Consider the following 14,708-nt stretch of genomic DNA (forward strand, 5'->3'; position numbering starts at 1 on the left):
GGAATTACTAACAAATGATAAGAAAACGTTAGGCAAAGTAAAAATGACTTTTTCTTTCAAAAAAGTTATGATATGATTGTTTAAGACTGCAAAGTTAGTAAACCAAATTCCACTCCTTTAAATAGGTTGGAAAATTTTCAAGGGGTGAACAGTATGTACGATAATACAAACGGTAATGAAGCTGTTCGTTGTTCTTTTTGCGGAAAAACGCAAGAAGAGGTGAAAAAGATCGTTGCAGGGCCTGGGGTCTATATCTGTAATGAGTGCATTGATTTGTGCAAAGAAATCATTGATGAAGAGTTTTACGAAGAAGCAGTTCGGGAGTTTACCGAAGTGCCGAAACCGCAAGAACTATTGAATGTCCTCAATGAATATGTGATTGGACAAGATCGTGCCAAACGAACATTGGCTGTAGCGGTTTATAATCACTACAAACGCGTCAATGTAGAAACGACAGCTGAAGATGTGGAGTTACAGAAAAGCAATATTTGCTTGATCGGACCAACAGGTTCAGGTAAAACATTTTTGGCACAAACGCTAGCACGTTCACTGAATGTGCCTTTTGCAATCGCTGATGCAACCAGTTTAACAGAAGCCGGCTATGTCGGTGAAGATGTGGAAAATATTCTTTTGAAGCTTTTACAAGCTGCTGATTATAATGTAGAAATGGCTGAAAAAGGGATTATCTATATTGATGAGATCGATAAAATCGCCCGTAAGAGTGAAAATGTATCGATTACTCGTGATGTCTCCGGTGAAGGTGTTCAGCAAGCTTTGCTGAAAATCCTAGAAGGAACCACTGCTAGTGTGCCGCCTCAAGGGGGACGGAAACATCCGCATCAAGAGATGATCCAAATCGATACGACCAATATTCTCTTTATCGTTGGTGGGGCGTTTGACGGGATCGAAACAATTGTTAAAAACCGCTTAGGTGAAAAAACCATTGGGTTTGGTACAAACAACAAACGTCTTGAAGAAGGCGAGAGCGTGATGCAACAGATCATTCCTGAAGACTTGCTTAAATTCGGTTTGATCCCTGAATTTATCGGCCGTTTGCCAGTGATGGCTGCTTTAGAGAAATTGACGGTAGATGATTTAGTGCATATTTTGACTGAACCAAAAAATGCCCTTGTCAAACAATATCAAAAATTGATGGCATTAGATGACACAGAACTCGAATTTGAGCCAGAGGCTTTACGTGCGATTGCTGCGCAAGCAATTGAGCGAAACACCGGTGCTCGTGGATTACGTTCGATCATCGAAAATATCATGATGGAAGTCATGTTCAATGTTCCTTCTGATGAGTCGATTCAAAAAGTCACTATTACGGAAGAAGCTGCGAAAGGACTTGGCGAACCAAAAATCATTTACAATGAAGAGACAAAAAAAGCAGTCTAATCGAGACCAAGTCGGATAGTTTCATTGCTATCCGGCTTTCTTTTTGAAAAAAATGAAAAGGAGCGATCCAATGAAAGTACATGAAGCTGAGATCGTCATTAGTGCTGTTTCACCAGCACAATACCCAGATACACCCTTACCGGAGATTGCCTTAGCAGGGCGCTCCAATGTCGGTAAATCTTCCTTTATCAATACATTGATTAACCGTAAAAACTTAGCCCGAACCTCGTCAAAACCGGGGAAAACCCAAACATTGAATTTTTATTTGATTGAAAATACGCTGCATTTTGTCGATGTCCCTGGCTATGGCTATGCAAAAGTATCAAAAACCGAGCGAGCAAAATGGGGAAAAATGATTGAAACGTACCTCGAACAAAGAGAGCAGCTGCGAGCAGTAGTATCTTTGGTAGATTTGCGCCATGCACCTTCCCAAGAAGATGTTCAAATGTATGAATTTTTAAAGTATTATGAGATCCCTGTGATCGTTGTTGCCACCAAAGCAGACAAAATCCCTCGTGGGAAATGGAATAAGCATGAAAGTATGATCAAAAAAGTGTTGTCCTTTGATCCAGCTGATACGTTCATTCTTTTTTCTTCCATTACCAAACAAGGAAAAGAAGAAGCATGGAAAGCCATCGAAGCAGCAATCAAATAATTTTGAATAAAGAAACGAAGCGAGCAAGTCGCTCCCTTCGTTTCTTTGCTTTTTAAAAGTAAAAATTGGGGATTTAGGCTATTCTACGGAGCGTAGAGTGCCAAATTTGCCCAATTTCAGCGAAAATCTCCTTAATATTTGTTAAACTTGTAACAAGGAGGTGTGGTCGAATGCATGAAACATTAAGTAAAAAATTAAAAGAGTATCGATCAAGACATAACTTAACCCAGAAGGAATTAGCTGCGAGGTTATTTGTTTCTGATAAGGCCATTTCAAAATGGGAACGAGGAAATGGGTTGCCAGACATCGAGACATTGGTTCGTCTCGCCGATTTATTAGGCACTCCAGTGGAAGAGCTATTAAAAGAAAAGAAAGAAACCTACTATTATGAATACAAAAGTGAACGGAGGGTTCTACGGCTTCCGTTAATGCACATTTTGATTCCCAATTTATTCTTATTACTGAATCAAGTGACGAGCGTTCGAGAGTTTTTTGTTCTGATGAAAGAGGTACCAACTGCCAGCGGCTGGTTTAGTCTTGGTGTCAAATCCAAAGGGGTTATTGCTTTGGGAATTGTCAGCTTAGGTTTTTTATCGATTGGCTTATTGTCCTTCGGAATGCTGGGGATTGGGACAGTCAGCACCGGTGTTATTGCAATAGGGAACCTCTGTTTTGGCTTTTTAGTTGGGATTGGCAATCTTGCTGTCGGCTCGATTGTTGTCGGTAATCTTGGCATTGGCTGGCTCGCTTTAGCAAATGTCGCAATTGCGTGGATTGGGGTTGCCAATTACGGCGTGGGGAGTTTTATGGCTGTTTTGCCATCAAATTCAACCACAGAGGATTTTAACCAAGCCATTCAACAACTCTTAGCTTCGGAGATCCCTGACTTGATCAAGACCACTATCTTTGAACCAATGATTCATTTTACAAATTCACCGATTTTTGTGGTGATCTTCGTGATGACGATCTTAGCAGCCGTCTTCCTTATTCTCTGCTTGTTGACCATTGGCTTGGTGCGCTTACGTCAAAGCATGATGTATGAAGAGCTATAAGGAAACCATTAGATGCCAATTCTGATTGCTGCATTTAAGTAGACTCAGTGGCTCATTTTCTATTCGCATAAGTAAAAAGGCAAGGGACGGAAGCGTCCTTTGCCTTTTTTATTAGTCTGCTTTCTTACTATCTTTTGGTTGTTTTTTATTCTCATCATCAGGTTCGTTTTTTAAGAAACGTTCAATATCGTTTTGTTGCTTTTTATTGTCCTTATCGTTATCGGGAAGAAAGGCAAAATCATCAAACATTTTATCTAGCGAGTCTTCTCGTTGGAATTTTAAGCCCATAAGGTTCACCTCCAAGCGCCTTTAGTTTACCACGAACGGTCGTAGATTTCACCAAAAAAAAGCGAAATAGTGTTCAATCGTTTCTCCCTTTATTATAATTAAAGAAAGGGGATAGAAAAGAGGGATAGCGATGATCAAAACTGAAAAAATTTACGGCTTTCTACAATCGACACAAATGGAAGCATCACAGTTGCGTTTGTTGATTGAAAATTGGTTCGCTTTGGTTCGTCTTAGCTATCAGCCGACGGAATACTATTACAATCAGCAAGAAAAGAAACCTTATGATTTTGATGAGGTCAGTCAACTGCTGCATAGCGCCCCTGAAGAAATCAATACTGAATTGATTGTGACGGACGGCCAAAATGAGTCCAGTATCCATATCATTCAAGAGGCTGTTTTACAACGGCACCTGTTTACGAAAGACGTATTTTCCACACAGAAAACAGTGATTTTAAGTTACTTCGATGAAACGATGCAAAGAGATGGAATGTTTGGCTATTTGCGTTCATATGATGAGTACCTGATGCATAACGTCGAGCGAATCGAGAAAAGACAAAATTTTCAATCGATTGCTGAAATCAACGCGTTACCGAAGCGGAAAAATTTTGAACAAGAGATCGTTATTGATTGCAATCAATTTGCTGGGTACGATGTTTTTTACAATGGCTACACACTGACCTCTTGTTGGCGAATGTACTTTTCGGTATTCTATGCCCGTATTATTCCTCAGGTGATCATTACGGATGCGCAACAAGTCGAGCAGGTCCAAGTTAGAGATCAGGGAATCGTGATGGTGGAATTGTATCGCGATCCGTTTCAGTGGGATCACGAGTTGAATCTTTCATACCAGCGTTTGTTTCGCGATCAAACTGGGATCGATCAATTGACATGGGATAATGGCGTCGGTATTTTGAGGGAACCATATATTGAGTACGCCTTTGGCGACCAATTGATCCAAACCATCCAGTACCAAAATGATCGGCTGCAGCCGACGACTAAGCGTAACGCGACACATTTCGTCACTCGAAGCTTCGATTTGGTGAACGAAGAGTACCAGGAGCGACGGGTGAAAGGTGACTTGAATGCACAAGCGTATTTTCCTTGGATCGACCAAGATCGGTTGCGCATGATGGATTATATTGTATTAAAACCGGAATTGACTGTAGATGATGGGGTCGAGGCATATGCCTTTTATATTCGGAATCACCTCGAAATTGATTACTCAGAGGATCGCTTTAAAGACTACACAGCTTGCTTACAATTTTATTTACCAGAAACAGCCTTGAAGGAGCTGCCGATAGACGGATTGAAAGCAGCGATGCCGGATGTTCATTTTGGGTATTTGCACCGCACGCGCAAATATACGTGGGTCAATCTAAAAAAGAATGGCAAGAAACTTCGAGTGTATTTTATGAATACCCAAAAGCTAGTCGAACAGCAGCTCTTTACCAATCAAGAATGAAAAAGACCCGCAAGATCACGAGGATCTTGCGGGTCTTTTCAATTAGGCAGCTTGTTCAGGCGCTTTTTTCAACAAACCGAATACAACGCCAGAAACGATCGCACCGATTAAGATGAATAGCAAGAACAAAATTGGTTTAGATAATAATAGAACAACAAAGATCCCACCATGTGGTGCCATTAATTGGATATCAAAGGCACCGACAAGCGCACCAGTCAGTGCAGAACCAACGATAAAGCTTGGGATCGCCCGCAATGGATCTGCTGCTGCAAATGGGATCGCACCTTCTGTGACGAAGGATAGCCCCATGACGATGTTTGTTAAACCAGCTTCTTTTTGGTCTTTGGTGAATTTATTTTTAAACAATAACGTTGCGACAAAGATTGCCAATGGAGGAACCATTCCGCCCGCCATTACAGATGCCATCACGACGCTACCACCTTCAGCAACGGTCGTTGCCAATGTTGCAGTACCGAAAACATAAGCGGCTTTGTTGATTGGGCCACCTAGATCGGCTGCCATCATTGCTGCTAACAAAGCACCAAGTAAAGCGGCGTTGGTACCACTTAAGCCAGTCAAGAAGCTATTCAAACCGTCATTGATGGCTTTCATTGGCACGTTGATCAGTAACATCAAGAAGCCAGTGATCAATAGGCCGAAAACAGGGTAGAAGAGGATCGTTTTGATTCCTTCTAATGATTTTGGTAAACCTTTGAATAATGAACGCAAGAACTTGATGACATAACCAGCTAAGAAACCGCCAATCAATGCTCCTAAGAATCCAGCACCACCCGTATTTGCTAGGGCACCTGCTGCGAAACCGACGATCAATCCAGGTCGGTCACTGATACTTGAAGCTATGAAACCAGCTAAGACAGGTAACATAAAACCAAATGCCGCGCTACCGATTTGATTGAACCAAGAAGCGGCTTGGTTGTAGTTTCCTAATTGACTCAAGGCATCTTGAGGGACACCCATGAACTGGTCCACCATGAAGGAAATAGCGATCATGATTCCACCGGCAATAACAAATGGTAACATGTGAGAAACACCATTCATCAAATCTTTATAGATTCGTTGACCGACTGAACCATCAGCAGAAGCGTCCTCTTTATCAGAAGCTTGGCCACTACCGTGAAAAACAGGAGCAGTTCCGCTCAATGCTTCATTGATTAATTGCTCGGTCTTACGGATACCATCGCTCACAGGACGGTTTACTAAATGTTTGCCGTCAAAGCGATCCATTTCAACTTTTTTATCGGCAGCTACGATCACACCAGCAGCTCGGGCGATATCAGCTTCTGTTAAACGATTTTTGATTCCTTCTGAACCATTTGTTTCGACTTTGATGTCAACACCAAGTTCTTTGGCTTTCTTTTTCAAAGCATCTTCTGCCATGTAGGTGTGGGCGATCCCTGTCGGGCAAGCTGTAACTGCGACGATATAGGGACGTTCGCTAGCAGGTGCTGCTTCTTGGTTTGCCGCTTCTTCTGCTAAAGCATCGGCTTCTTGCTGTGCCTCAGCTTCTGAGAAAAGTTGTTGTACTTGATCAGCAGTTGTCGCTGTTTTTAGTTTAGCAACGAAATCTGGATCGATCAATAAGCGAGATAGAGCTGCTAACGCTTGTAAATGAGTATCATTTGCTCCTTCTGGTGCTGCGATCATAAAGAAGAGGTACGTTGGTTGTCCATCTAACGCCTCATAGTCGACACCCGCATTACTCTTTGCGAATAAAACCGTCGCTTCTTTGACTGCACTGTTTTTGGCATGGGGCATTGCGATGCCGTCACCTAACCCTGTTGAGGTTTGGGCTTCTCGGGCAAGAATTCCTTCTTTGTAGATTTCGACATCTGAAATCCGTCCGACAGCATATAATTTTGCTACCATTTCATCAATGGCACCTTTTTTGTCTGTTGCTTGTAAGTCCATGATCATGGCATCTTTCAGCATCAACTCATTGATTTTCATTTTTTCCATCCTCCTATAGATTCACTTGTTCAATTATGACTTCCGGTAGTAATTCTTCGATAAATGACGCCTCAGCTAAATCATCTGAAAACGCAGTGGCACTGCCACAAGCGACTCCCCATTTGAATGCTTCAACCACATCTTTGGTCTTTGCATAACGCCCAATGAATCCAGCAATCATGGAATCTCCAGCGCCAACTGAATTTTTCAAAGGTCGTTTCAACACATTGGAGCGATAGATCTCATTGCCAGTAAAGAGCAGGGCACCATCACCACCTAGAGAGACGATGACATTTTTAGCGCCATCCTTTAGCATTCTTTGGCCATAAGGCAAAATATCTTCGATTGTTGAAAAAGAAGTTTCATAAAGTTCCGCTAATTCATGATTATTTGGTTTGATCAGCAAAGGCTGATCGGATAAGGCATCAAATAGTTCCGCACCAGTCGTATCAATGACAAATTCTGCACCAGCTTCTTTAACGATTTTGATCAATTCTTTATAAAAGTCGGCTGGAAGACCAGCTGGTTTACTTCCTGATAGGATGACGATGTCTTCGGCAGAAAGAGCGGCTAATTGGTGTTTCAATTCAGCGATTTCTTGCTCTTGAATGACTGGACCAAGGCCGTTGATTTCTGTTTCTTCGCCGGATTTTAATTTGATATTGATCCGGGTATCGGCAGCGACTTGCGTAAAATTGCTGTTGATTTCCTCTTTGGTCAGCCACTCTTCAATAAAACGACCAGTAAATCCGCCAACAAAACCAAGGGCAGTCGAGGAGATGCCAATTCGCTTCAAAATACGTGAGACATTGATTCCTTTGCCACCAGGTAGTTTAAAGTCTTGTTTCATTCGATTAAGGGCACCGATCTCCAAATGATCGACGTGGACGATAAAGTCGATCGATGGATTGAGTGTTACTGTGTAAATCATTGTATTACCTCCATAATGGTTGTTTTTGCTCTGAATTTCGCTAAATAGTTTTTTGGGCAATAATCGGTGATGATCGTTGCACCTTCAATAAAAGCAACTTGAGCAAAAGTTGTTTGCTGAAACTTGGAATGGTCTAGCAAGACATAGCCTTGTTGGCTATGTTCCAGAGCGATCTGCTTGATCAGCGCTTCTTCTGGATCGGGTGTGGTGAAACCAGCTTCCGAATGAGCACCGTTCATGCCCATAAAACAGCGGTTAAAGCGCAATTTACGCAACTGTTCACCGGCATTGATCCCTAACACAGCGTTCGTAGCTATCTTAATGGTTCCCCCTAAAATCATGGTGTCGATCCCGTGATCAATCAGTAGGGAAGCGTGCTTGACGGAGTTCGTGACAACTTTCAGCGCTGTGATGGTCGATAAGAAAGGAATCATTTCAAGGGTCGTTGTTCCTGCGTCTAGATAAATGACTTCACCATTTTTGATCGTTTGTGCGGCTGCGCGAGCAATTTTTTGTTTTTCTATTTGAAACTTCGCTTTTTTTTCAGACATGTTGGGTTCAAAACCTAATTGCTGGCTTTTTTTGGCCCCGCCGTGAATTCTAACTAGAAACCCTTTATCTTCCAGTTCTTGGAGATCTCTGCGGATTGTTGACTCTGAAGCATCCAGCAGTTGGATCAGTTCACTGACTTTGACGATCTCCTCTTGCTCTAATCGTGCCAAAATCGCTTGATGCCGCTCCTCTGTAAGCATTTACATCACCTCTTCACCTGCCATAGTAACATATGATTCATTCAAAATCAATCATAAACAGTGAAAAACATTCAAAATGAAAGCGTGAATAATAGAAATCGGTCACAAACGGTCATGCTAACCTTCATTTTCCTGAGATTGCTGTCCTTATATTTGACAATTTTTACTATTATTTGGCTTAATTGAATTAAGGGGGGATAAATAAATGAATAACAAAGTCATTTTACAAGGGTTCGAATGGGACCTGCCGGCAGATAGCCAACACTGGAACAAATTGAAAGAAATGAGTAAAGAAATCAAAGAGTATGGATTTACCGCAATTTGGCTGCCGCCTGCCTATAAAGGGACAGCTGGGTCCGAAGACGTTGGGTATGGTGTCTATGATTATTATGATCTAGGCGAATTCGATCAAAAGGGGTCGGTGCCAACAAAATATGGGACAAAGGATGAATACTTAGAAGCCATCAAAGCACTGCAAGAACAAGGAATAGAGGTTTATGCCGACATCGTTTTCAATCACTTGATTGGTGCCGATGAAAAAGAAGTCGTTCCAGCGGTTAAATACAATACCGAAAACCGTAATGAACCGATCAGTGATGAGGAAGAAATCGAAGCCTGGACCAAGTTCACATTCCCAGGACGTCAAGGGACGTACAATGATTACGTTTGGACGTGGCATAATTTTTCTGGTGTTGATTATGATGACCGTAACAAAGACCACGGGATTTTTAACTTCGCTGATAAGGGCTGGGAAAGCCAAGTGGATGATGAGATGGGCAATTATGACTACTTAATGGGTTGTGATCTGGACATGGAAAATCCTGAGACGGTGGAACAGCTCAATAAATGGGGGCAATGGTACCAAGAGCTGACTGGTGTTGATGGCTATCGCTTAGATGCGGTCAAACACATTGAGTTCAATTATTATGCGGACTGGATCTTGAACCGTCGGGAAGAAAAAGGCGAACCGCTATTCGTTGTGGGAGAATATTGGTCAGGGGATCTGCCAAAATTAGAAGAGTATTTAGATTCTTCAGGAAATCTGATTTATTTATTCGATGTGCCTTTGCACTATAATTTATATGAAGCATCTCACTCAAATGGCGAATATGATATGAGTCAAATTTTTGCCGGTACACTGACTGCCGCGCGCGAAGATTATGCCGTGACTTTTGTGGACAATCATGATACACAGGTTGGTCAAAGTTTACAATCTTGGATAGACGGTTGGTTTAAAGTCCATGCTTATTCATTGATCCTTTTACGAAAAGCGGGTGTACCGGTTGTTTTCTGGGGTGACTTATTCGGAATCCCAGCGCAAGAAATCGCTCCTGTTGGTGATGCTTTGATCCATATGTTAAAACTTCGAGAGAAGCTTGCATTTGGGAATCAAGTGGACTATTTTGATGATTCTAATTGTATTGGTTGGGTATTAACGGGGGATTATGAACACGAACTTTCTGGATTGGCGGTCGTGATGACCAATGCTCAAGGTGCGGAAAAAGAAATGACCATCAGCGCGATCCATGGTGGAGAGACATTCGTAGATATATTGAGAAATAATGAAGCGAAAGTTGTTTTAGATGATACCGGAAAAGGACTTTTCCCGGTAAATGATGGCCAAGTGTCAATCTATGTGAATGAAAAGCTAGTAGAGAAATACTTTAGCTGATCTCTTGCAATAGACATAATAAAAAGGCTGTAAGTTTACAGCCTTTTTATTATGTAAACAAACAATAGACTGACTTTTTTCTTTCAAAACTGATGGCATCGTGAGTACTAAAATCAAAGCGCTTTTAATTAAAAGTTTTCAAAGCGTTCGGTTTTCCCCTTTCCCGGATAATGCTATAATTGAGAAGATTGAGAAAGAAAGGATGTTTAAAAGCATGTCATCCAAAAGTGAATTACTTGAACGCATGAATCCACGGCAAAAAGAAGCCGTTATGCATACGGAAGGACCGTTGCTGCTGATGGCAGGGGCAGGAAGCGGGAAGACCCGTGTCCTAACCCACCGAATCGCCTATTTAATAGAAGAAAAAAATGTAAATCCATGGAACATTTTAGCCATCACTTTTACCAATAAAGCGGCGCGGGAAATGAAGGAACGGGTAAGCCAATTATTAGGTTCCGGTGGAGAAGACGTTTGGGTCTCGACCTTCCACTCGATGTGTGTCAGAATCTTGCGCAGAGATGTTGATCGAATCGGTTATTCGAAGAATTTTACTATCGTTGATTCTTCTGAACAAAATACCCTGATGAAACGGGTATTAAAAGAATTGAATATCGATCCCAAAAAATATGATCCTCGTTCCATTTTGGGAACGATCTCTCATGCAAAGAACGAGCTATTGACACCTGAAGCTTACCAAGCCATGGAAGGTAGTCTATTTGAGCAGATCGTGGGTCGTTGTTATGAAAAATATCAAAAAGAGCTGCGCAATAATCAATGCATGGACTTCGATGATTTAATCATGAATACGATCCGCCTCTTCCAAGACAATGAAGATGCGCTGCAATTTTACCAACGGAAATTCCACTATATCCATGTCGATGAATACCAAGATACCAACCACGCCCAATACACGCTGGTCAATTTATTGGCCGCTCGTTTTCGAAATCTTTGTGTTGTTGGGGATGCGGACCAAAGTATTTACGGTTGGCGTGGTGCCAACATGCAAAATATTTTAGACTTTGAAAAAGACTATCCGGATGCCGCGACGATTTTGTTAGAGCAAAACTATCGTTCAACGCAAACGATTTTAAATGCGGCAAACCAAGTAATCAAAAATAACCGCAACCGTCCAGATAAAAATCTGTGGACAGAAAATCGTGATGGGGAAAAGATCACTTATTATCGCGGGGATAGTGAACGAGATGAAGCGCGATTTATCGTCAGTGAAATGCAGAAACAAATTGCAGAAAAGAACCGTAAATTCGGTGATTTTGCGATTTTGTATCGGACCAACGCGCAGTCACGGATCATTGAAGAAATGCTTTTAAAAGCCAACGTTCCTTATACGATGGTCGGCGGCAGAAAGTTCTATGACCGCAAAGAAATCCGTGATATTTTGGCTTATTTATCGGCGATCGCCAATCCTCGTGATTCCATCAGCTTGGAACGAATCATCAATGTACCAAAACGTGGGATCGGTGCGACATCCGTCGAGAAACTACGAGAGTTTGCGAATCTTCATGAATGGTCATTGTTAGAAGCAGCCATGAACGTCGAGTTAGCAAATATTTCGGGGAAGGCCGGCAAAGAATTAGGAAGCTTTGGGATGATGATGGATGGCTTCGCCCAAATGGTTCCTTACCTCTCAGTAACCGAACTGACGAAAGAAATATTAGAAAAAACGGGTTATCGTCAAGAGTTAGTCAACCAGAATAATTTAGAAGCACAAGCTAGACTTGAAAACCTGGAAGAATTTTTATCGGTTACCCAAGAATTCGATAAACGATTTGAGGCGCAAAACGAAGACGATGCAGATGCACCAGATGAGAAGTTGAGTGTTTTCTTAAATGACTTAGCTTTATTGTCAGACGTCGATAGTTATGAAGAAGAAAGTAGTCAAGTGACGTTGATGACCTTGCATGCTGCAAAAGGACTGGAGTTTCCAGTGGTATTCTTGATTGGTTTGGAAGAAAATATCTTCCCGCTTTCTCGGGCTTTAATGGAAGAAAGCGAACTCGAAGAAGAACGGCGCCTTGCTTATGTGGGAATCACTCGTGCTGAGGAAGAGCTCTTTATGACCAACGCTTTTTCCAGAACATTATACGGTCGTACCCAATACAATCGTCCGTCACGGTTTATCGAGGAGATTGAACAAGATCTGCTGCAATCATTAAGCGAGCGTTCACAACCGAAAGCTGCTGCACCGTTTCAACCAAAAGTCTTTAAACCGAGCTATACACAGCCGCGTCAAACGACCGTCGCTTCTAAGCAACAGACCTCTGCAGCTGGTAATACATGGCAAGTAGGCGAGAAAGTTCAACATAAAAAATGGGGAATCGGTACGGTCGTTCGGACGACTGGCAGCGCGCAAGATATTGAATTAGATGTGGCGTTCCCACAACAAGGCGTCAAACGACTGTTGGCGGCCTTTGCGCCGATTGAAAAAGTTGAAAAATAAGGAGGATATTAGGATGGATGTCCCTTCAAAAGAAATCCAATCACGAGCAGAAGAGCTGCGTACGCAATTAAATCAGTACGCGTACGAATACTATGTAAAAGATCAACCTTCTGTTGAAGATTATCTCTATGATCAGCTGTATGCAGAACTGGTTGAAATTGAAACCAATTATCCGCAGCTAATAACCGAAGACTCGCCCACCCAACGAGTAGGCGGCATCATTTTACCTGGCTTTGAAAAAGTCACCCATGATATCCCACTTTATAGCCTGAACGATGTCTTTGACAAAGAAGGAATCGTGGCTTTTGATGCTCGTGTTCAAAAAGCATTGGGGAAAGCGGTAGATTATGTCTGCGAGTTAAAGATCGATGGATTGTCAATTTCCTTGAAATATGAAGAAGGGCGCTTTGTTCGGGGAGCGACTCGAGGAGATGGTACGGTAGGTGAAAACATTACAGAAAACCTAAAGACTGTCAAATCGATCCCACTGAAATTAAAAGAACCGATCTCGTTGGAAGTTCGTGGCGAATGCTATATGCCAAAGGCTTCGTTTTTGAAATTGAATCAACAGCGAGAAGAAGAAGGGGTGGAGGTTTTTGCCAATCCGAGAAACGCAGCTGCTGGAAGCTTACGTCAATTAGACACTCGGATCGCAGCCCAAAGAAACTTGAGTACCTTTTTATACACACTAGCTGACTTTGGTCCAATTGAAGCTAATGATCAATTTTCAGCATTGAATGAACTGGATCAATTAGGCTTTCGTACAAATCACGAACGCAGAGTGTGCCACACCATCGATGAAGTGTGGGCATATATCGAAGAGTTTCATGACAAGCGCAGTGAGCTCCCGTATGAGATTGACGGCGTAGTCATCAAAGTCAATAATTTTAAAGATCAAGATGCGTTAGGCTTTACCGTAAAAGCACCCCGATGGGCGGCGGCATATAAGTTTCCACCGGAAGAAGCGGAAACAGTGATCGAAACGATCGAATGGACCGTGGGACGAACGGGTGTTGTGACACCGACCGCTGTTATGACCCCTGTCCGGGTTGCCGGAACGACGGTCAGCCGCGCCAGTTTGCATAATGTAGATTTCATTAAAATGAAGGACATTCGCATTGGCGATTCGGTCATCATCTATAAGGCGGGGGACATTATTCCAGAGGTTGCGAAAGTCTTGGAAGAAAAACGCACGGAAACAAGTGAACCCTTTGAATCGCCTACACATTGTCCCGAATGCGGGAGTGAGCTGATCCATTTAGATGAAGAAGTTGCCTTGCGTTGTATCAATCCGAAGTGTCCGGCGCAGATCAAAGAGGGGTTAAGCCACTTTGTTTCCCGAAATGCTATGAATATTGATGGTTTAGGGCCACGTGTTTTAGAGCAAATGTTCGATAAATCCTTAGTTAAAGATGTGGCCGACTTGTACTTTTTAACAGAAGAACAATTGCTGACCCTCGATAAAATCAAAGAGAAATCAGCTAATAACCTTTTGCGTGCCATCCATCAAAGCAAAGAAAATTCAGTTGAGCGCTTGATTTTCGGGCTAGGCATCCGTCATGTTGGTGCCAAAGCGGCTCGGATTTTAGCGGAACATTTTGGTGACCTTCGAACCCTTAGCAAAGCCAAAGAAGAAGAGATCATTTCGTTGGAAACCATTGGTGCTACAATTGCGGAAAGTGTCGTTACGTATTTTGACAATCAAGAAGTTCACGACCTTTTAGATGAACTTGAAAAAGCGGGTGTTAACTTTGCTTATTTAGGGCTGAGAACGGATCAATTGGAAGAAGTGGAGTCGCCATTTAAAGAGAAAACAGTTGTTTTGACAGGAAAATTGAGTCATTTCACCCGCGAAGAAGCCAAGGAACGAATTGAAAATCTCGGTGGGAAGGTAACAGGCAGTGTGTCGAAAAAGACTGATATCGTTGTTGCCGGGGAAGAGGCTGGCAGTAAACTGACCAAAGCACAGTCCCTAGGCGTTACCGTTTGGGATGAAGCTCAAATGGTGGCTGCGATCGAAGGCAGTCATTCGGCAGATCAATAACTGTTAAGTATTGTCACAGACGAGAAGC

At 42.4% G+C, this 14,708-nt stretch carries 11 protein-coding genes; 7 read left to right on the plus strand and 4 right to left on the minus strand.

All coding sequences use genetic code 11. The features are described from left to right. Window positions 1–153: 153 nt before the first annotated feature. The 3 genes from clpX (at window position 154) to IGI89_RS12660 (ending at window position 3,105) form a co-directional block, all read left to right on the plus strand. Complete coding sequence (gene clpX, locus IGI89_RS12650) at window positions 154–1,398, plus strand: ATP-dependent Clp protease ATP-binding subunit ClpX (RefSeq protein WP_005235713.1); 1,245 nt, start codon at window positions 154–156, stop codon at window positions 1,396–1,398. Between the two features lie 70 nt (window positions 1,399–1,468). Then, entirely contained in the window at window positions 1,469–2,053 is a 585-nt protein-coding gene (gene yihA / locus IGI89_RS12655; protein ID WP_400451310.1) for a ribosome biogenesis GTP-binding protein YihA/YsxC, read from the plus strand. Window positions 2,054–2,223: 170 nt separating this feature from the next. Further along, window positions 2,224–3,105, plus strand: a complete 882-nt coding sequence (locus tag IGI89_RS12660; RefSeq protein WP_016620052.1) for a helix-turn-helix transcriptional regulator — start codon at window positions 2,224–2,226, stop codon at window positions 3,103–3,105. Window positions 3,106–3,216: 111 nt separating this feature from the next. Here the strand turns inward: IGI89_RS12660 and IGI89_RS12665 are convergent, their stop codons facing one another. Then, on the minus strand, window positions 3,217–3,393 hold the full coding sequence (locus IGI89_RS12665; RefSeq protein WP_005235717.1) for an SPJ_0845 family protein: 177 nt from the start codon (window positions 3,391–3,393) through the stop codon (window positions 3,217–3,219). A 130-nt stretch (window positions 3,394–3,523) separates the two neighbouring features. Here IGI89_RS12665 and IGI89_RS12670 point away from each other — a divergent pair, with 130 nt between their 5' ends. Next, complete coding sequence (locus tag IGI89_RS12670) at window positions 3,524–4,855, plus strand: hypothetical protein (RefSeq protein WP_438735715.1); 1,332 nt, start codon at window positions 3,524–3,526, stop codon at window positions 4,853–4,855. A 42-nt stretch (window positions 4,856–4,897) separates the two neighbouring features. Here the strand turns inward: IGI89_RS12670 and IGI89_RS12675 are convergent, their stop codons facing one another. The 3 genes from IGI89_RS12675 to IGI89_RS12685 are packed head-to-tail and all read right to left on the minus strand — an operon-like array spanning window position 4,898 to window position 8,506. Next, window positions 4,898–6,823: a PTS fructose transporter subunit IIABC gene (locus tag IGI89_RS12675; protein WP_005235722.1), complete on the minus strand. Its 1,926-nt coding sequence runs from the start codon at window positions 6,821–6,823 to the stop codon at window positions 4,898–4,900. 13 nt (window positions 6,824–6,836) lie between these two features. Continuing rightward, entirely contained in the window at window positions 6,837–7,754 is a 918-nt protein-coding gene (gene pfkB / locus IGI89_RS12680) for a 1-phosphofructokinase (protein WP_008380122.1), read from the minus strand. Continuing rightward, window positions 7,751–8,506, minus strand: a complete 756-nt coding sequence (locus IGI89_RS12685; RefSeq protein ID WP_420657524.1) for a DeoR/GlpR family DNA-binding transcription regulator — start codon at window positions 8,504–8,506, stop codon at window positions 7,751–7,753. The genes pfkB and IGI89_RS12685 overlap by 4 nt, the downstream gene beginning before the upstream one ends. A 205-nt stretch (window positions 8,507–8,711) precedes the next feature. Between IGI89_RS12685 and IGI89_RS12690 the strand changes: the two genes are divergently transcribed. The 3 genes from IGI89_RS12690 to ligA all read left to right on the plus strand — a co-directional run bounded on the left by IGI89_RS12690 (window position 8,712) and on the right by ligA (window position 14,680). After that, entirely contained in the window at window positions 8,712–10,178 is a 1,467-nt protein-coding gene (locus IGI89_RS12690; RefSeq protein WP_420657525.1) for an alpha-amylase, read from the plus strand. 214 nt (window positions 10,179–10,392) lie between these two features. After that, entirely contained in the window at window positions 10,393–12,636 is a 2,244-nt protein-coding gene (gene pcrA, locus IGI89_RS12695) for a DNA helicase PcrA (protein WP_430600980.1), read from the plus strand. Between the two features lie 13 nt (window positions 12,637–12,649). Beyond that, window positions 12,650–14,680: an NAD-dependent DNA ligase LigA gene (gene ligA / locus IGI89_RS12700; protein ID WP_301389198.1), complete on the plus strand. Its 2,031-nt coding sequence runs from the start codon at window positions 12,650–12,652 to the stop codon at window positions 14,678–14,680. Window positions 14,681–14,708: the final 28 nt, after the last annotated feature.

This window comes from Enterococcus sp. AZ141 (assembly GCF_051714385.1).
Taxonomy (GTDB): domain Bacteria; phylum Bacillota; class Bacilli; order Lactobacillales; family Enterococcaceae; genus Enterococcus_D; species Enterococcus_D entomosocium.